Below are 16,110 nucleotides of genomic sequence, written 5' to 3'. Positions count from 1 at the left end.
GAGGATGTCCATTACTGGCCGCTGACCAACGTCAGCCAGTCCTCAACGATCGGGGGTGCGGGCGGCCCTCGGGTGGGGGCTGGTGGGCGCGGTCGTGGCCGTGGGCGCCGGCATGGCCGTGGGCCTCGGGGCGTACCGGCAAAATCGGCGCATCCTGCGGCGCGGCGCGCGGCTGAGCGCCGAAATCGTCGCGGTCGAGATCGCCCCACTCGACCGCCCGTACGCCTCGCGGCTGCGCAACGTGCGGCTGCGGCTGCGCTTCGAGGGCATTGAGGAGCACGTGCTGGAGTTCCTCGGGGTACCGTCTGCGCTCCGACGACGCCGCGTCGCTCACGCCGGGCACGACAGTACAGGTCTGGGTGCTGCCGGAGGATCTGTCCGAGGTTCGCGTCGCCCGGCCCGGCGACGTCGACCGGATCCTGCCGTTCCAGGCCACCCCGGAGGTGTCCGGCCAGTACCCCGACGGCGGCATCGACGGCCTCGGCAGCCTGCTGGACCGGTAGGGCTGAACGGGTGGCGCCTCCGAAGGGGGTCTACGCGGCATCGACGCCCGGAACCGCGGCGGGCACCTTGCTCAGCTATACCGTGGTGTACCGCCTGCGCGTGGAACCTGGCCGCGTTTGACCGGCTCACGGTGCCGACCGCATGGGGCAACCGGCCCCTGGACGCGCCGCGCACCGGGTCGCTCTCTGGGCGCACACTGCGGAACCCGGGCTGTCGGTTCCCGGCCGAGGCGATCGTCGTCGCGGCGCGCAGGTATCTGCGGTTCAACCTGTCCTACCGCGACGTTGAGGAACTACTGGTCGAGCGTGGCGTCGAGGTCGATCACGTCACCATCTACCAATGGGTGTAACGCGTCCAACGATCCCACAACGCAACGGCGCCGCAGTGCCCTCTCCTGCCCTACTTCAGACGGTCGGCTCGGCCGCGGCTGGCGGCGACGTCCAACCCGTCCGAGAGGTCGATATCCTCAACGAGACGACCATCGGTGAGGCGGATCAACCGGTCGCACCGCCCGGCTGACTCGAAAAATATCTTCAGAGACGCCCGACAATCGTCCGGGGAACAGCCATCTGGACGGTGCGTTGATCAGGCCGCGTGCCGGCGTGTGACCCGTGGCGTCCGCGAGTTCGTTGACGAGGCGGTACAGAGGGGCGGGTAGGACGACGGGCCGGCTGCCGAGGGCAAGCGGGGTCTGGCCGTTGACATGGCGGATGTGCTGGGTCGTCAGTGCGCTGATGACGTTGAGCTTCTCCCGGACCAGGCGCAGCACCAGCGCGCACCGAGCCGATGGTGCGCGGCCGTCCTCGTCGGCGGGGACGCGACGCCGCCGCGTGGCGGCGAGCATGCAGGTCACGATGCCAGCACGGAATCGTGTCGGGCCGCACCAACAGCCGCACGCTGTACAGGCTGGCGCAGTCACCAACGGCGAGAGCAAAGCAGGCCACGGGGACCCGACAACCAAGATCGCATTCGTCTGGCGGAATGCCCGCTGACCAGCACGGACGCATTTGTCGGCAGGTACAACCCGATCGGGCCGCCACCACCTGGACGGACTTCCTGCGCTCCCAAGCCGAAGCGCTGCTGGCCGCCGACTTCATCGAGACCGTGACGCTGACCGGATCTCGGATGTACATCCTGACGGTGATCGAACACGCCAGCCGCCGCATCCGTGTCGTGGGCGTCACGGCGCACCCGACCGCTGCCTAAGTCGGCCAGGCGGCACGCAATCTGGTGATGGATCTCGAAGACGCCGGCTGCAACGTCAAGTATCTGATCCGGGACCGGGACGGCAAGTATCCAGCCATGTTCGACGCGATCCTGGCCGACGCCGGCATCAAGGTCGTGCTCAGTGGTATCCAGGTACCCCGCATGAACGCGATCATGGAGCGCTGGGTGCGGACCTGCCGCCGCGAGTTGCTGGACCGGACATTGATCTGGAACCAGCGGCATCTGCTGCGGGAGTACGAGCGGTTCTACAACCTGCACCGACCGCATCAGGAAATCGCGAATGTCCGGCCGCTGAAGCCGCTGCCCGAACCGATCACCGACCCGGACCGACCCGCCCGGCTGAGAATCCACCGGCGTGACCGCCTCGGTGGTGTCCTTCACGAATACGAGCACGCCGCCTGAGCTGCCCGGATGGCATTCTCGGCACATACAGGGCTGATCAACGAATACACGCAGGCCGCGTAGCCAAACCCGATTTACGAGCCCTACAAGCTGGATCTCGCCTCGAAGCGCGGCAAGCTTCGGCGGGCCGCTCGTCCGGGCGGCACGCGGCCGGCGTGAGCTGGCGCCGGCCGCGTAACAATCAGTCCGTCAGCCATCCCAAGCATAAACCGGCTGAGTAAAGGGGTGCGTGCCAGCGAGCCCTGCGGCTACGCGGCTTCGGCCTGGTTGTCGAAACGGCCGGCAACGACCTTCCGCAGTACCTCGAGCGCCTGCTGCGCGTCGTCAGGACCCACCGGCGCAGTCCGCTCCCTGATGTAGGACGCAAGTGCCTCCCGGATGACGTCGGAGCGCCGCGCCTGCTGCGCGTCCGCGAGACCGTCAAGCTCCTCGACCATCGCGACCGGCAGCCGGATGCTGATCATCGCCATCGGCCCGTCCGTCGCCGGGGAGACAACCCCATCAGCGACCGGCTCCACCGCGGACAGCAGCGGTGACACATCCTCTGAGGTGTCGAACCACGCGACCACCTCGTCCCTCGACATCCGCTCGAAGTCAGGACCGCTCACAGGACTCGCCTCCTCCACTCATCCAACTCCGCACCGGCCAACGCCTTCACGCTCAAAATCCGATACGACGTGGTGCGACACATCTGCTCGCACATGACCGCGACGACCCGGCCACTGCCGGCCATCCCCATCACGACGAGCAGCAGATCACCGATACGCCGCTCAAACCGCAGCCCCGGCGGAGCGTGCAGGGCCTGATCGACCTCATCGAGGGCAACCTTGCGACGACGGGCGACAGCAAGGCCCTCATCGGTCCATAGGTACTCCCGCTCCACCACCACCCAACCGTATCACAATGTCATACACGACAGCATTGAGCTACCAAGGACGACACCAACCGCCCCGGACTAAGCCTCGATCCACCGACCAACCGTGACGTCGGGAGACGAGAGGGTATGAGAAATGCCCTGTCGGGTGGCCGGAGGGAGTCTCACCCTCCGGCTCTCACAGAGGCGCCGTTGCATTGAGCGTCGGCAAGATCGAGACAGACTTGAGCGGTGGAGTCATCGATCAGGCCTGATCTGCGGCAGCCTGCGAAGTCCGCGTTCGCCGGGTTCCGGTTTCCGGCGGAGGTCATCGTCGTCGCGGTGCGCTGATGTCTGCGGTACAACCTTGTGCCTGCCGAGAATGTCATCCAAGCCGGTCAGGGCCGATCGCGGACTTCGAGGATCACCACCCGTTCGGATGCGTTTCTCGCGTAGCCGGCCAGTGCCATTGGATGATGGCCTGTCGTGACGAACCGGCGTGCTCGAGTGTGATCCATCCGGCTCCGATATGTACGGCGCGTCCGGCGATTCCGGCGAATTGCGTGATCGGATCCAGAGCGCTGACGCCGGGAGCCGAACCGTTCAGCAATGCGGCGGTCAGGCGGCCCATCGCCTCGATCGTGGCCCGGATGCCGCCCCCCCGGGACCTATGGCCTCGCCGGTCCACGGCTGCCGCCCGCGTCCGAACCGGCTCGTGCCAGTCAGTGCGCCGGCTCGCAATTCCGCTGGCGTCGCCGGAGCGTAGAAGACACCGAGGTCGAGCGGGTCGGCGATGCGGGTGCGTACGAGTTCGCGATAGCTCATTCCGGCGGCGGTCGCAGTCGCGTGGCCGAGCAGTTCGAACCCCAGATTGGAGTAACGTGGCCGGGAGTTGCCCACCGTTACCGACCGTGTCTGGGCGATGAGCTGGTCGAGGCTGTCGCCGTACGGATTGCTGCCGTGACGCCACAATCCCACACTGCGCCGCACGAGCCCGGCTGACCTGGGCAGGCGCGGCAGCCCGGAGCGGTGCGTAGCGAGCGAGGCCAGGGTCATTGCCGGCTCGACGCGCAGAGCGGTCAGCGCCTGGACGATGGCGCCATCCGCGCCCGTTCCAGCGGTGCCCTACGCCACCGGATTTCACTGCGGATCGTGCGATGACACCGCGTAGTCCGGCCCGACGGGCCGTGGCACACTCCGGGCGTGCAGACGCGTGAGTTTGGGCGCTGATCTAGCATGCATACACTGACCGCCCTCCCTCCGCCGATACGGGGAATGAAGTCGTTCCCCGTACGCGCCGTCGCCGTCTACGACGGCTAAGGCCTCGCGCCGGCGGCGGAGTGAGGCCATACCGACACGAGCACGACTCCTGAAGTACGACCCTCTGGCGTGGCGGCCTGAAGATCGACAGAAGTCGTGCTCGCGCTGGTGATGCCGGGCCCTGGTCAGCCCAGGTAGCTCTGGTTCAGCCAGCCACCGTTGCCCAGGAAGGTGAACTCGATTCGCGGGTGGAATGCGGCGATGCACTGCACGCCCCCCACGACCAACGGGCAATAGACGAATTCGTGCCCCTCGTACCGCATCGTGACCACCGAGGCCGGTGCGGGTCCGATGTACTGGTTCTTCGTGCCGCTGACCCGCATCGCCGGACTGGAGACGAGCAGGCTGTCGGTGCTGCTCGGCGTCCGGACGTTGGTGCCGTCCCAGCAGCGCCGGAAGCTGAACTTCCAGGTGAGCAGCGTCGGCCCGTACACGATGTAGATCTTGTACGCGGTCCAGATGGTCTGGCAGTACATGCGGCCGGCGGGCGGTGGCTGCGGGGACCCCGGCGGAGTCCCCGGCGGCGGTTGCGGCGGCCGTCGCGGCGGGTCGCCACACACGTTGGTCTGGGCGTCGGGGAGTTTCGACGCGACCTGCAAGTCCGGAATGGCCTTGTTGCAGTTCGGCGTATTGACCCCTGCCCGCACGACGGCTCCGGCCTCGTACTCGAACTCGAAACTCCCGACCTCCCGGATCACCTCCTGGCCGGTCGTCGGGTCGACCACGGAGAGGGTGTACCCGCTGGCCGACTGGCTGCTCAACTGGCCGCCTGCCAGCAATGTCGGCGCGCTGCCCGCCGCGGCCGGCGCGGCGAGCATCGCCGACCCTGTCACCACGACGGCCGCGAGTGCCGCGACCCGCAACAACGGTATTCGGAGCTTGGACACGAATCCTCCACTCTGTCGAAATGATCGACGTCCGACGCCGCTAACCGAGCTTCGGCGAGAGGTGTAGGTCAATTTGTCAACGGATTGCCAATGCCCGGCGGGAGGGAGTAGGAATCTCCTGATGATTGGGGATCGCCAATGCAGTTTCGGGTCCTCGGGCCGGTGCAGTTCTCCGTGGGTGACAAGGTCCTGGACGTGGGCCCGCCCCAGCGGTGCCTGGTCTTCGCGGCGCTGGTCACCGACGCCGGCCGGCTGGTGCTGCAGGAGACGCTCATCGACCGCGTGTGGCGGCAACCCCCGCCGCAGGGCGCGCGCCGGACCGTTCAGACCCACATCGCCAACATCCGGGGCCTGCTCCGGAAGGCGGGTGCGACGGGGCACACGCCGCCCGCGCTGGTGCGCCGCCGCGGGGGCTATGTCCTCGACATCGATCCCGACCTGGTTGATGTCCATCGGTTCCGCCGCCTGGCCGCACAGGCCGCCAACGCCGACGTGGCGACGGTCGAACGGCTGGCGTTGTGGCGCGAGGCCGTCGGCCTGTGGCGCGGCGCGCCTCTCGCCGCGCTTGCCGGGGACTGGGCCGCACGGACCCGCGACGCTTGGCACGCCGAGCACCGCGACGCGGTGCTGGGCTGGGCCTACGCCGAGATCGAGGCCGGCAACCCCACCGTCGTGATCAGCCCCCTGGCCGACCTGATCGACCAGTACCCGCTGGTCGAGACGTTACCTGCGATGTTGATGCGGGCGCTGTACGCAGTCGGCCGCCGCACCGACGCCCTGGACTGCTACACGGCCGCCCAGCGGCGCCTCGACGACGAGCTCGCCGAGGAGCCGGGGGCCGAGCTGACAGCGGTGTACCAGGCGATCCTGCGTCGCGACGCAGATGTGCCCCCGCCTCTGGGGACAGCGCCCGCCGGGGTCGCGGTACCGGCGCAGCTACCTCCGGATGTGCGCGGCTTCGCCGGCCGCACCGACCAGCTCGCCCAGCTCGACGCCCTCGCTGCCACCGTCGGCGGAGGGGCCACCGCGGTGGTCATCTCCGCGATCGCCGGCACCGCCGGCGCGGGCAAGACCGCCCTCGCCGTGCACTGGGCACACCGCAACGCCAAACGATTCCCCGACGGGCAACTGTATGTCGACCTGCGCGGCTTCGATCCGGGCGGGGCGGCGGTGGATCCCACCGACGCGGTGCGCGGGTTCCTCGACGCCGTTGCGATGCCGCCCGAGCGCATTCCGACCGAGCGCAGCGCCCAGACCGCCCTCTACCGCACCGTGCTGGCCGACAAGCGGATGCTCGTCGTGCTCGACAACGCCCGCGACAGCGAGCAGGTCCGCCCGCTGCTGCCCGGCGCACCCGGCTGCCTGGTCCTGATCACCAGCCGCAACCCGCTCACCAGCCTCGTCACCGCCACCGGCGCCCACCCACTCCCCCTCGACCTCCTCACCCCGCAGGAGGCCCGCGAGCTCCTCACGCGCCGCCTGGGCGCGCGCCGGGTCGCCACCGAGTCCGACGCGGTCGATGCACTGGTCACCGGATGCGCGCGGCTGCCCCTGGCCCTGGCGATCGTCGCGGCCCGCGCCGCCACCCATCCACACTTCTCGCTGGCCGCACTGGCCGCCGAGCTACACGACGCCCGTACCCGCCTCGACGCGCTCGCCGACACCGACCCGACCACCGACGTACGGGCGGTGTTCTCCTGGTCGTACGTCACCCTCACCCCACCCGCCGCGCGGCTGTTCCGGCTCCTCGGCCTGCATCCCGGCCCCGACATCCCAGCCACCGCGGCGGCCAGCCTCACCGGTCTCCCCCCATCCCGACTGCGGCCGCTGCTGGCCGAGCTCACCCACGCCCATCTCATCGCTGAGCACCGGCCCGGCCGATACGCCTTCCACGACCTGCTGCGCGCCTATGCCACCGACCTCGCGCAGGTCCACGACTCCGACCCCGAGCGTCGAGCCGCCCTCACGAGGGTCCTCGACCACTACACGCACACCGCCCACAACGCGGACCGGCTGCTACGTCCACACCGTGACTCGGGCAGCATCCCGCTGACCCCGCCTTCGTCCGGCACGTATCCGCAACAGTTCGCCGACCATCAGCAGGCGATGGCCTGGTTCAGCGTGGAGCGTCCCGTCCTGCTCGCCGTCCTGCGACACGCCGCCGACGCCGGACTCGACGCCAGCACCTGCCAGCTCGCCTGGGCCCTCGACACCTTCCTCGACCGCCAGGGGCACTGGTCCGATCTCACCGCCGTCTGGCAGGCCGCCCTGCACGCCGCTCGGCGGCTTCGAGACCCCTCGGCGCAGGCCTTCACCCACCGCTTCCTCGCCGGCGGCCTGAGCCGGCTCGGCCGCCACGCCGACGGGCACACACACCTGCAGCACGCCCTCGAGCTGTACCGGCAGGTCGGCGACCGGTACGGCCAGGCGCAGATCCACCAGAACCTCGGTTCGCTGTGGGACCGGCAGGGCGACTACCGGAAGGCCGTCGACCACGCCCAGCAGTCCCTTGACCTCTACCGGGCCGTCGGCCATCGCAGGGGGCACGCGGACGCCCTCAACGCGGTCGGCTGGTGCCATGCCCAGCTCGGCGATCACAGGCAGGCGCTGCTGCACTGCGAGCAGGCCCTCGACCTGCTCCAGCAACTCGGGGACCGCGCCGGAGAAGCCGCCACCTGGGACAGCATCGGCTTCGCCCACCATCAGCTCGGCAACCACACCCAGGCCATCGAGTGCTACCGGCGCGCCCTCGTCCTGAGCCGCGAACTCGGCGCACGCTATGACGAGGCGGACATCCTCCACCAGCTCGGCAACATCGGCGACGCCACCGGCGACCTCGCCGCCGCCGAGGCCGCGTGGCGGGAGGCCCTCGCCATCCTCGACGACCTCAACCATCCTGACACCGACCAGCTCCGGGCCAAACTCCACCGCTCACCCGGCCAACCCGCCCGTCGAGCGGCCACGACGTAGCGCCGACGGCGTCGACGCGACCAGCGCGGTTCTCGACCACTTCGAGAGCCCGCCATTGGGCCTCGGGACTATCGCCTTAACGGTGTAACGGTTCGGCGAAGAGGTCGCTGTCCGCGGGCCGTTGATCGGGCAGCCAGCAGTTGCCGGTGGTCCGCCGGCGCCGGTGAGGCGGAGCCGGAAGCTTACGCGGTGGCTGGCTCAAAGATCGTCACGCTGCGATCCAGTCCAGTCGCCGCCCGGCCGGCCCGACCAGCGACCCGACCTTTCCGCCCAGACGTACGGCCCGGTGTCAGCGGCTTCACCGACCAGAATTCTTCCGCCATGTCGTCGGTTCTGGTAGTCCCCTCGCACGCACGGTGGAAGGATTCATGACCATGACCGACGCTAGACCGCTGGGCGCTGACGAGGCCACGTTCATCGCGGTGGCTCGCTCAGGCGATACGGCGCGGTTCGCGCTCATCACCGAGCGCCACCGGCGTGAGCTGCAGGTGCACTGCTACCGGATGCTCGCGAACTACGAGGACGCCCAGGACATGACGCAGGAGACGTTCCTGCGAGCGTGGCACAAGCGGGAGTCGTTCAAGGGCCACGCTGCGCTGCGGACCTGGCTGCACCGGATCGCGACGAACGCCTGCCTCGACTTCCTGGAGAAGCGCAACGACCGCACACCCGTACCGTCCGAGCTGGCGGACGTCGGCTCCGAGGTGCTGTACCTGCAGCCGTACCCCGACCGGATGCTCCCCGAGGACCCGCAGGAGTCGGTGGTGGCGCGGGAAACGATCGAGCTGGCGTTCATCGTCGCCATCCAGCACCTGCCGCCGCGGCAGCGGGCGGTGTTCATCCTGCGCGACGTCCTCGGCTGGCCGGCGGCGACGACCGCCGACGCTCTCGAGCTGACCGTCGCATCGGTGACCAGCGCACTGCAGCGGGCCCGCGTGACGATGCGCGAGCAACTGCCCGGCCGCCGCCTCGACTGGCGGAGACCCGCCACCAACGAGCTGTCGAGTGACGAGCGCACCGTGGTGAAGTTGTATATCGACGCCCATGAGCGCAACGACCTCGACGGGCTGATCTCCCTGCTGCGCGACGACCTGCGCTTCGTGATGCTGCCCGAGGCGGGCACCTCGGTCGTCACGGCCAAGGACGCGGTGGACGGCTGGGTCTCCGGTGGGCTCTTCCAGCCCGGCCACGACGACTGGCGCTGTGTCACCACGACGGTCAACCGCATGCCCGCCGCCGTGCTGTACCTCCGCACCCCCGACGACCCGGAGTACCGGCTGTTCGCCATCGCGGTCCTGCACATCGTCGACGGGAAGATCGCCGAGCTCACCGGATTCGACGCCACCGACAAACCATGGCTGGACCTGCCCCCGACACTGTGATCAGGCAAGTCCCCATCGTCCTGAACACCGACGCGAACATCACCGCCCCGCCGGCAACGCCGGCGGGGCATCTCGATGCCCGACGAACCCGGCCTCACGAGCCGAGCATCTGGCCCGTGCTCATTGCCTCGTCTCGTATCGGGTCAGCAGGACGCCGCCGGGAAATGCCCGCGTCTCCACGAGGCTCAGGTTCACCCAGTTGTCCAGCGCGGTGAAGAACGGCGTGCCGCCGCCCACCAGGACCGGCACGGTGACCAGCACGTACTCGTCGATCAGTCCGGCCCGCATGGCCGCCCCGGCGAGCGTCGCGCCGCCGATGTCCATCGGGCCGGCGTCCTCTGTCTTGAGCCGGGTGATCTCGGTGACCGCGTCGCCGGTGACCAGGCGGGTGTTCCAGTCGACCGTGCCGGTCGTCGAGGAGAACACCACCTTCGGCATGTCCCGCCAGCGGCGGGCGAACTCGGCCTCCGCCGGTGTGACGCCGGGCTGCTGGTCGGCGGTCGGCCAGTGGGAACTCATCACCTCCCACAGCTTGCGCCCATAGAGCGCCAGGCCCGTCGCCCCCACCCGGTCGGACCACCACTGGAACAGCTCGTCGCTCGACGACGAGTCCGGCCCCTCACCCCCACCCCAACCGAGGTCGTCGCCGGGCGCGGCGATGTAGCCGTCCAGGGTCACATTCATGCCAAAGGTCAGTTTCCGCATCATGCCAGCCTCTCGTGAGTCGATCTTCCACATACAGACGGGCGCGGCGCGAAAACCTCATCGGTGCGGCGATGAACACCAGCGCCGTCGCCGTCGAGCGCTGGGCCGGGCCGCCGGTGCTCAACGGGTGCCACGCCGCCTGGAGCGTCAGCGCGGTCGCTGCCTGGCTGTCCAGCGCCGCCCTGACCCACGCCGAGGTGTCGCTCGAAGCTCACCTCGTCACCGCCGGCGGCCCTCAGCGCGTCGTGAAGTAGATCATCGGATTCGGGGACAGCTTGTGTACGGCCTCGCTGAGTCCGAGCGAACGTCTGACGGCCAAAATCTCCTCATACACGTGCGGTGCCGCCTTGGCCGACGCGGTGAAGTAGCTGATGTTGCGCTGGGCGAGCCAATCGAGCACCACGCGGCCTTCGCTGAAGCGCCGGGTTCGAGCGCGATGGAAGACGTCGTGAACTGTGACCGGGGTTCCCGCTCGCACATTGTCCAGAAGGTTGTGCGTGTACCAGCGAGCGAACCGTGCCGTGTGCGCGGCGTCGATGAAGAGGTAGTTGATGGTGGACGGTTGCAGATCGGCTCGGGCCCGTACGTCGCCGCGGTGGAAGGTCCATCGGTCGCCGGACAGGTCACCGGGGATGGTGCGGAGCACATGGTCGACGATGTCGTATGAATCCAGATGCCCCGTCGCGTTGTCGGCGACGGCCCGCAACAGCCAGGACGTCGACCAACCATGGAACGTCCCGATTTCGACGACCCTGGCGGGCTTGGCGTCCCGTACCAGCAGGTAGGTGAGCTCGGCTTCGATGTCATCGAGTTTCGGGCGCATCCCACGGCTGACGCACAACATGCCGCGCTGCGCGTCGCGGGCCGCGCCGAGCGCTTCCGCGTGCGTTCGGTACAGGCGCAGGACGGTGGCCAGGTCGATGGTTTGCCGCCTGGCGTTGCGGTAGTCGCGCGGCGCTGATGAACCGGGACGGCTGGCGATCAAGGTGTTTTCCTTTCCGAATTTGCCGTGCGGGTCGAGTACGAGAAGCGCTCAGCGCTTCGGAACAGCAGCCGCAGCAGCGCCAGAACACCGGCGAAGACTGGTAGCCACGCCAGGCGGTGCACCAACCAGGAGGTCTCATCGGGTGCTCCGATGAGACCGGCCGGGTCGCGTAGGAACGCGTGGCCGGTTCCGGCGACGATGAGGAGGGCGGTCTGGTGCCAGAGAAACACCGTCATCGCCGACAGGCTCAGCGCCGTCACGGTTGCCCACCAGGCGGACCGTTCGAGCAGACGTTCCAGTCGCTTCCAGGCCATGAGCGCGAGGCCGATCTGCACCAGCGAGAGCGCAACCGTCAGCAGAGAGGGTGGGGCGAGGTTGGAGCGACCTTCGCCGGGGACACCGACCGCACTGGCCGGATAGCCGGCCACGACGATCAACAAGGCCCCGGCGACGATACCGGCGAGCACCAGTGCGGTGCCTACCCTGCGGCCGTGAAGGTGTCCCCGTGCCATGGACACGCCCAGCACGTAGGGCACCAGCCAGCCGGTGACGCCGTTGAGGTAGGTCAGCCACTGCGGCATAGCCGGCCACACGGCGAACCGGGCAAGGTCCACCACCGCCACGGCGGCGAGGGGCGCAAGCGCCAGTCCCGGGCCGAGTCGGCGCTCAGCGGCGGAGAGGGAAGGTGTCATCGCGCTCAGCAGCAGCACCACCAGCACGAACCACAGCGGGCTGATCATGAGGCGGCTGACCACGTGTTGTGTTGGCGCTGCCACGTGCGTGGCGTGCAACGCGGCGCAGGTGAGCAACCAGAGCACGGCGAAGACTGTGATCGGTGGCAGGAGCCGTCGAGCCCGGGTCGCCAGCCATCGCGCCTGGGCCCTGTTCCGCGTTGGCGCACGGATCGAGCCGGTAACGGCGGTGTAGCCGGACACGAAGAAGAACAGACCCAGCGTCTGCAGGATCCAGGTGAGCGGCACGAGCATCGGCAACTGGCGCAACGGGCTCTGTTGGTGCAGTGCACCATCCGCATCTGTGGCCAGGCCTGTCACCAGCCAGTGACCGGATACCACACCGATCATCGCCAGCGCGCGCAGCCCGTCGACCACCCGATTGCGGTGCGTCGGCAGGTTATGTGTAGGCATCGGTGTGCGCTGTGTGAGCACCGGGGTCATCGGGCGTCGCCGACGCCGAGCGCGATTCGGGCCATCCCGCGGAGCGCGGTGGTACCGGGCGTGAAGTAGCCATCGTGTCCGTCGACGTCGGCGCACGGTAGGGGCCGCGCGCCGAACCCGGGGTCGGTGGGCAGTCGGCCGTGACCGACGCCGAGTACTCGTACGCCCGGGATCCGGCGGGTCCAGTCGTTCGGTGCGCTGCCGGCCCACACCCGCGCGGTGGTGCGCAACGCTGATCGGTTGGCCGCTGCCATCCCGGGGCTGCCGATCGACACGATGTCAGTGACCTGATGGGCCATGTGGGGTGCGGCGAGCGCTGCGACGACGGACCCGTAGCTGTGCCCGATCACCGTGATCGTCAAGCCCGGATGTCCGAGCAGCAGACCGTCGATGAAGCGGTTGAGCGCGATGGCTCCGGCGGCCGCGCGGTCCTCGCGCAGTGCGTCGCGGCGCACGCCCTCGGGAGGGTCGTAGCCTAGCCAGGCCACCGCGGCGATCGGGGCGGCCGGGTCAAGGCCCTGGATCTGGTCATACAGCCGCCGCAACTGCCAGGCGGGTGCGCGGCGCTGGACTCCACCATGGCCGGTGTCGAAGTTGGTCAGCTTGTCATCCACGCCAGGCACAATGATCACCACTCGGGTGGCGGTGTCCAGATCGCCCAGGACTTCGACGATCCGGCCGTCCCCGCGGTCGTCGAAGGCGAGGATCTGCCGGCGCGACGCCTGCGGGTACCGCACGCGGTTGGCTGCGTACCGCAGGGCCGCCGGTGCGCCATCGAGGTTGCCGACGATCCGCGGGTAGCGGCCAGCCAGCGCCGTGGTGTCGGCGGGGGGCAGGCGGGCGAAGAACGCGGCGACACGCGCGGGTGTTGCGGTGCGTGGATCGGGAGGCGTCAGCGGGTCGGCGAGCCACGTGTCTACCGTCGCTTCGGCGACCGCAGGGGTCGGCCGCGTCGGGCCGACGAGGTTGGCCGTTACACTTAGCCCCACGGCGAAAACAGCCGCGACCACGAATCTGAGCGCTATCCTGGCGACGCTCCCCGTCACCACCGCAGCCGTTGGGGAGTGCCGCGGGCGGACCTGCCCTGGCGCAACCATCTTCCGCATGCCGTCGAGCATCGTCGGGGCGAGGCGCGGGCGCAGGCGGGCAGGCTCACGAAGATCGCTACGGGGAGCCGGGCACGGCGCGGTGCGGCTACCCGCACCGTCAACGGTGTGCTGCCACGATCGTGTCTGTCTGCGTCGGACAGGAACGTCGGATGGTCACGTTCGTCACTATCGGATCGAGATCGAGGTAGCCAGGGTGATCGACCAGCCGTCACGGGTGGGCAACCTCCGCCCGGCTGCCCAGGTGTTGATCGTCGCCGGTCGGGCGGTGGTCGCCCGGCAATCCTTGAAGGGCCTGGCGTACCTGCTGTTGACCGTGCCGCTGGACCTCGTATCGGGGATCTTGCTGCTCGCCGGCGGCGTGCTCAGTACGATACTGTTGATCACACCGCTGGGCACGTGGCTGCTGGCGCTGATACTGCGCACGGCGGCCGGCCTCGGCAGGCTGCGCCTGGCCCTGGCGCACCGTTTGCGCGACGAGCGCGTGCCAGCGCCGCCCCGGCCGACGGTCCGGGGCGGGGTCTTCGGCTGGCGACGGGCGATGCTCACCGACCCTGCCGGCTGGCGGGCTCTGGCCTACACGCTGGCCAAGCTCCCGGTGGCGATACCGTCACTGCTCATCGGCGGCGGATGTTATGGATACGGGCTGACGATGCTGACATACGTCCCGCTGCAGGAGCATCCACCCGAACCGTGGGCGATTGTCGGCAGCTCGCTCGCCGGCCTGGTGTTGCTCCTTGTCGCCCCATGGATGCTGCGATCCGTCCTCGCCGTGGAGCGGATGCTGATTCGGGGGCTGCTCGGCCCGAGCCAGGCGGCGCAGCGGTTGGCCGACCTCCGCGAGACCCGCGACCAAGCGGTGAGCGACGCACATGCGACGCTGCGCCGCATCGAACGGGATCTGCACGACGGCGCCCAGGCCCAACTGATCGGAGTCGGCATGCACCTGACGATGATCCGGGAACTGGTGGCCGCCGACGCCCCGCCGGAGCATCTCCGAGCTGCCGTCGACACCGCTCAGGACGCCCTGACCGCCACGGTCACGCAGCTACGCGACCTGATCCGCGGTATTCATCCGCCGGTGCTCGACCGGGGATTGCACGCCGCGTTGACGACCGTGGCGGCCGGTAGTCCGGTATCGGTGACAGTCAGCGTTGATCTGCCACGGCGACCACCGCCAGCCGTCGAGAGCATCGCGTATTTCTGCGCATGCGAGCTACTCACCAACGTCGGCAAGCACAGTGCGGCGCGCACCGCCACGCTCCGGATAGCCCTCCGCGACGGCGTTCTGCGCATTCGTACGAGCGATGACGGCCGTGGCGGTGCCTTCCCACGAGCCGGCGGCGGTCTGGCCGGACTTGCCGAGCGGATCCGGGTCGTCGACGGCCGAATGGTGATCTCGAGTCCGCCGGCCGGTCCGACTGTGGTCACCGTCGAGATCCCCTGCCCGGGTACGGGTACGGACTGAGAGGCCGCTTCAAGATGCGCGTCGTCATTGCTGAGGACTCCGCGATCCTGCGCGAAGGGCTCGCACACCTCCTCGCCGTGCGTGGCCACGACGTGCAGGCCGCCGTCGTCGACGCCTCGGCGCTGCTCGAAGCCGTAACGAGCCATCGCCCCGACGTTGCGATCATCGATATCCGGCTCCCGCCGAACCACACCGACGAAGGGCTCCGAGCCGCCATCCAGCTACGCCGTGACGTCCCCGGCGTCGGTGTACTCCTCTTCTCCCAATACGTCGAGACGGCCTTCGTCGCCGAACTGCTCGCGGGCGGCTCCGACGGAGTCGGATACCTGCTCAAGGAACGAGTCGTCCGACTCGATGACTTCCTCGACGCGCTGCATCGCATCGCCGGCGGCGGCACCGCGCTCGACCCGGAAGTCGTCACACAGCTTTTCGGCAGGAGCCGGCACCGCGACCAACTCGCAGCCCTCACCGCGCGGGAACGGTCAGTCCTGCAGCTCATGGCCCAAGGACGCAGCAACACGGCCATCGCCGCTGGGCTGCGGGTGACCGAACGAGCCGTGGAGAAACACATCACCAACATCTTCACAAAGTTCGACTTACTGCCCTCAGACGTCGACCACCGGCGGGTCATGGCCGTGCTGCGATACCTACAAAGCTAACCGACGACATCCCGGCGCCGGTGGCAGCAGCCGGGGGCTGACCCGGCCTAGAAGAAGATCGCGTTGATGAGGTAGACCACCAGCCCCGCAGTGCGGTGTTCGACGAGGACCCGGGGGGTGAAGAAACGTCAGGATCTCGTCGAGGAACTGGCCTGGACGCGCTGCTTGGCGACGTTCGCGTCGAGTGCGAAACCCATCGGGTCGCTATCCCCACCCCTGGCAGTGGTGCAGCTACGGCCGTCCAGGCTCAGCAGACCAGCTACCACCTTACTGTAGTTGCGCTGCCACTTATCGCGGGCGAGACCGTGCTGCGGCGGGCCTGTCCCCGCCCGCAGTCACCATCAGCACCCCGCAAGCAGCGCCGGTGCTGGCCGGGGTCCGGCTGCGGGCCGGACGTGCCGGCTCCGGCAAGGGCGCAGGATCACCCGCAACCCCGCCGTCGACGCCGCCATCACCGCCATCAACGA

At 69.0% G+C, this 16,110-nt stretch carries 19 protein-coding genes and 1 pseudogene; 9 read left to right on the top strand and 11 right to left on the bottom strand.

Annotated elements, in window-relative coordinates; all coding sequences use genetic code 11:
• Positions 1-31 precede the first annotated feature (31 nt).
• Positions 32-334, bottom strand: a complete 303-nt coding sequence (locus Drose_RS15340; protein WP_260728877.1) for a hypothetical protein — start codon at positions 332-334, stop codon at positions 32-34.
• A 25-nt stretch (positions 335-359) separates the two neighbouring features.
• Here Drose_RS15340 and Drose_RS15335 point away from each other — a divergent pair, with 25 nt between their 5' ends.
• Together Drose_RS15335 and Drose_RS15330 are read left to right on the top strand one after the other, a co-directional pair.
• Positions 360-503, top strand: a complete 144-nt coding sequence (locus Drose_RS15335) for a hypothetical protein (RefSeq protein WP_260728876.1) — start codon at positions 360-362, stop codon at positions 501-503.
• A gap of 197 nt (positions 504-700) precedes the next feature.
• A pseudogene (locus Drose_RS15330) lies at positions 701-850 on the top strand (IS6 family transposase); the annotation flags it as partial.
• 120 nt (positions 851-970) lie between these two features.
• Here the strand turns inward: Drose_RS15330 and Drose_RS15325 are convergent.
• Positions 971-1,348 carry a hypothetical protein gene (locus Drose_RS15325; protein ID WP_260728875.1) on the bottom strand — a complete coding sequence of 126 codons (378 nt, stop codon included), beginning with the start codon at positions 1,346-1,348 and terminating at the stop codon, positions 971-973.
• Between the two features lie 137 nt (positions 1,349-1,485).
• Here Drose_RS15325 and Drose_RS15320 point away from each other — a divergent pair, with 137 nt between their 5' ends.
• Both Drose_RS15320 and Drose_RS15315 read left to right on the top strand, forming a co-directional pair.
• Positions 1,486-1,710, top strand: coding sequence for a hypothetical protein (locus Drose_RS15320; protein ID WP_260728874.1), 225 nt, complete (start codon positions 1,486-1,488; stop codon positions 1,708-1,710).
• Between the two features lie 27 nt (positions 1,711-1,737).
• Positions 1,738-2,133, top strand: coding sequence for a transposase (locus Drose_RS15315; RefSeq protein ID WP_260728873.1), 396 nt, complete (start codon positions 1,738-1,740; stop codon positions 2,131-2,133).
• Between the two features lie 248 nt (positions 2,134-2,381).
• Here the strand turns inward: Drose_RS15315 and Drose_RS15310 are convergent, their stop codons facing one another.
• The 5 genes from Drose_RS15310 to Drose_RS15295 form a co-directional block, all read right to left on the bottom strand.
• The gene (locus Drose_RS15310; protein WP_260728872.1) at positions 2,382-2,741 is read right to left on the bottom strand and encodes a ribbon-helix-helix domain-containing protein; all 360 of its coding nucleotides are present in this window, start codon (positions 2,739-2,741) and stop codon (positions 2,382-2,384) included.
• Complete coding sequence (locus Drose_RS15305) at positions 2,738-3,019, bottom strand: hypothetical protein (protein ID WP_260728871.1); 282 nt, start codon at positions 3,017-3,019, stop codon at positions 2,738-2,740. Before Drose_RS15305 ends, Drose_RS15310 begins: the two co-directional genes overlap by 4 nt.
• A gap of 391 nt (positions 3,020-3,410) precedes the next feature.
• Positions 3,411-3,617, bottom strand: coding sequence for a hypothetical protein (locus Drose_RS15300; RefSeq protein ID WP_260728870.1), 207 nt, complete (start codon positions 3,615-3,617; stop codon positions 3,411-3,413).
• Positions 3,605-4,042 carry a serine hydrolase gene (locus Drose_RS39060; protein ID WP_390891394.1) on the bottom strand — a complete coding sequence of 146 codons (438 nt, stop codon included), beginning with the start codon at positions 4,040-4,042 and terminating at the stop codon, positions 3,605-3,607. The genes Drose_RS15300 and Drose_RS39060 overlap by 13 nt, the downstream gene beginning before the upstream one ends.
• A gap of 389 nt (positions 4,043-4,431) precedes the next feature.
• The gene (locus Drose_RS15295) at positions 4,432-5,193 is read right to left on the bottom strand and encodes a hypothetical protein (protein WP_260728869.1); all 762 of its coding nucleotides are present in this window, start codon (positions 5,191-5,193) and stop codon (positions 4,432-4,434) included.
• A 138-nt stretch (positions 5,194-5,331) separates the two neighbouring features.
• Between Drose_RS15295 and Drose_RS15290 the strand changes: the two genes are divergently transcribed.
• A complete protein-coding gene (locus Drose_RS15290) occupies positions 5,332-8,163 on the top strand; it encodes an AfsR/SARP family transcriptional regulator (RefSeq protein ID WP_260728868.1) in 2,832 nt (943 codons plus the stop codon).
• A gap of 374 nt (positions 8,164-8,537) precedes the next feature.
• Positions 8,538-9,545: an RNA polymerase subunit sigma-70 gene (locus Drose_RS15285; protein WP_260728867.1), complete on the top strand. Its 1,008-nt coding sequence runs from the start codon at positions 8,538-8,540 to the stop codon at positions 9,543-9,545.
• Between the two features lie 120 nt (positions 9,546-9,665).
• On the opposite strand, the gene Drose_RS15280 is transcribed toward Drose_RS15285, so the two are convergent.
• On the bottom strand, positions 9,666-10,229 hold the full coding sequence (locus Drose_RS15280; RefSeq protein WP_260728866.1) for a dihydrofolate reductase family protein: 564 nt from the start codon (positions 10,227-10,229) through the stop codon (positions 9,666-9,668).
• Between the two features lie 92 nt (positions 10,230-10,321).
• On the opposite strand from Drose_RS15280, the gene Drose_RS15275 reads away from it, so the two are divergent.
• Entirely contained in the window at positions 10,322-10,504 is a 183-nt protein-coding gene (locus Drose_RS15275) for a hypothetical protein (protein ID WP_260728865.1), read from the top strand.
• On the opposite strand, the gene Drose_RS15270 is transcribed toward Drose_RS15275, so the two are convergent.
• Genes Drose_RS15270 through Drose_RS15260 form a run of 3 tightly spaced genes read right to left on the bottom strand, consistent with a single transcriptional unit; the run spans position 10,486 to position 13,399 of the window.
• Positions 10,486-11,235 (bottom strand): class I SAM-dependent methyltransferase, encoded by a 750-nt coding sequence (locus Drose_RS15270; RefSeq protein ID WP_260728864.1) that lies wholly within the window; start codon positions 11,233-11,235, stop codon positions 10,486-10,488. The genes Drose_RS15275 and Drose_RS15270 overlap by 19 nt on opposite strands.
• The gene (locus tag Drose_RS15265; RefSeq protein WP_260728863.1) at positions 11,232-12,410 is read right to left on the bottom strand and encodes an acyltransferase family protein; all 1,179 of its coding nucleotides are present in this window, start codon (positions 12,408-12,410) and stop codon (positions 11,232-11,234) included. Before Drose_RS15265 ends, Drose_RS15270 begins: the two co-directional genes overlap by 4 nt.
• Positions 12,407-13,399, bottom strand: a complete 993-nt coding sequence (locus tag Drose_RS15260) for an alpha/beta hydrolase family protein (RefSeq protein WP_260728862.1) — start codon at positions 13,397-13,399, stop codon at positions 12,407-12,409. Before Drose_RS15260 ends, Drose_RS15265 begins: the two co-directional genes overlap by 4 nt.
• 313 nt (positions 13,400-13,712) lie before the next feature.
• Here Drose_RS15260 and Drose_RS15255 point away from each other — a divergent pair, with 313 nt between their 5' ends.
• Both Drose_RS15255 and Drose_RS15250 read left to right on the top strand, forming a co-directional pair.
• The gene (locus tag Drose_RS15255) at positions 13,713-14,984 is read left to right on the top strand and encodes a sensor histidine kinase (RefSeq protein ID WP_260728861.1); all 1,272 of its coding nucleotides are present in this window, start codon (positions 13,713-13,715) and stop codon (positions 14,982-14,984) included.
• 14 nt (positions 14,985-14,998) lie between these two features.
• Positions 14,999-15,643, top strand: coding sequence for a response regulator transcription factor (locus Drose_RS15250; protein ID WP_260728860.1), 645 nt, complete (start codon positions 14,999-15,001; stop codon positions 15,641-15,643).
• The last annotated feature ends 467 nt before the right edge of the window (positions 15,644-16,110 follow it).

Source organism: Dactylosporangium roseum (assembly GCF_025264685.1).
Taxonomy (GTDB): Bacteria; Actinomycetota; Actinomycetes; order Mycobacteriales; family Micromonosporaceae; genus Dactylosporangium; species Dactylosporangium roseum.
Note: the sequence above shows the minus strand (reverse complement) of the source record. Positions and strands in the feature narration are given on the sequence as shown.

What these genes read in the sequence shown, in the direction of transcription:
- Drose_RS15325 (WP_260728875.1), bottom strand. Translation starts at nt 1,348, where the DNA reads ATGCTCGCCGCCACGCGGCGGCGTCGCGTCCCCGCCGACGAGGACGGC.
- Drose_RS15320 (WP_260728874.1), top strand. Translation starts at nt 1,486, where the DNA reads ATGCCCGCTGACCAGCACGGACGCATTTGTCGGCAGGTACAACCCGAT.
- Drose_RS15315 (WP_260728873.1), top strand. Translation starts at nt 1,738, where the DNA reads ATGGATCTCGAAGACGCCGGCTGCAACGTCAAGTATCTGATCCGGGAC.
- Drose_RS15300 (WP_260728870.1), bottom strand. Translation starts at nt 3,617, where the DNA reads ATGGGCCGCCTGACCGCCGCATTGCTGAACGGTTCGGCTCCCGGCGTC.
- Drose_RS39060 (WP_390891394.1), bottom strand. Translation starts at nt 4,042, where the DNA reads ATGACCCTGGCCTCGCTCGCTACGCACCGCTCCGGGCTGCCGCGCCTG.
- Drose_RS15290 (WP_260728868.1), top strand. Translation starts at nt 5,332, where the DNA reads ATGCAGTTTCGGGTCCTCGGGCCGGTGCAGTTCTCCGTGGGTGACAAG.
- Drose_RS15285 (WP_260728867.1), top strand. Translation starts at nt 8,538, where the DNA reads ATGACCGACGCTAGACCGCTGGGCGCTGACGAGGCCACGTTCATCGCG.
- Drose_RS15280 (WP_260728866.1), bottom strand. Translation starts at nt 10,229, where the DNA reads ATGAATGTGACCCTGGACGGCTACATCGCCGCGCCCGGCGACGACCTC.
- Drose_RS15275 (WP_260728865.1), top strand. Translation starts at nt 10,322, where the DNA reads ATGAACACCAGCGCCGTCGCCGTCGAGCGCTGGGCCGGGCCGCCGGTG.
- Drose_RS15265 (WP_260728863.1), bottom strand. Translation starts at nt 12,410, where the DNA reads ATGACCCCGGTGCTCACACAGCGCACACCGATGCCTACACATAACCTG.
- Drose_RS15250 (WP_260728860.1), top strand. Translation starts at nt 14,999, where the DNA reads ATGCGCGTCGTCATTGCTGAGGACTCCGCGATCCTGCGCGAAGGGCTC.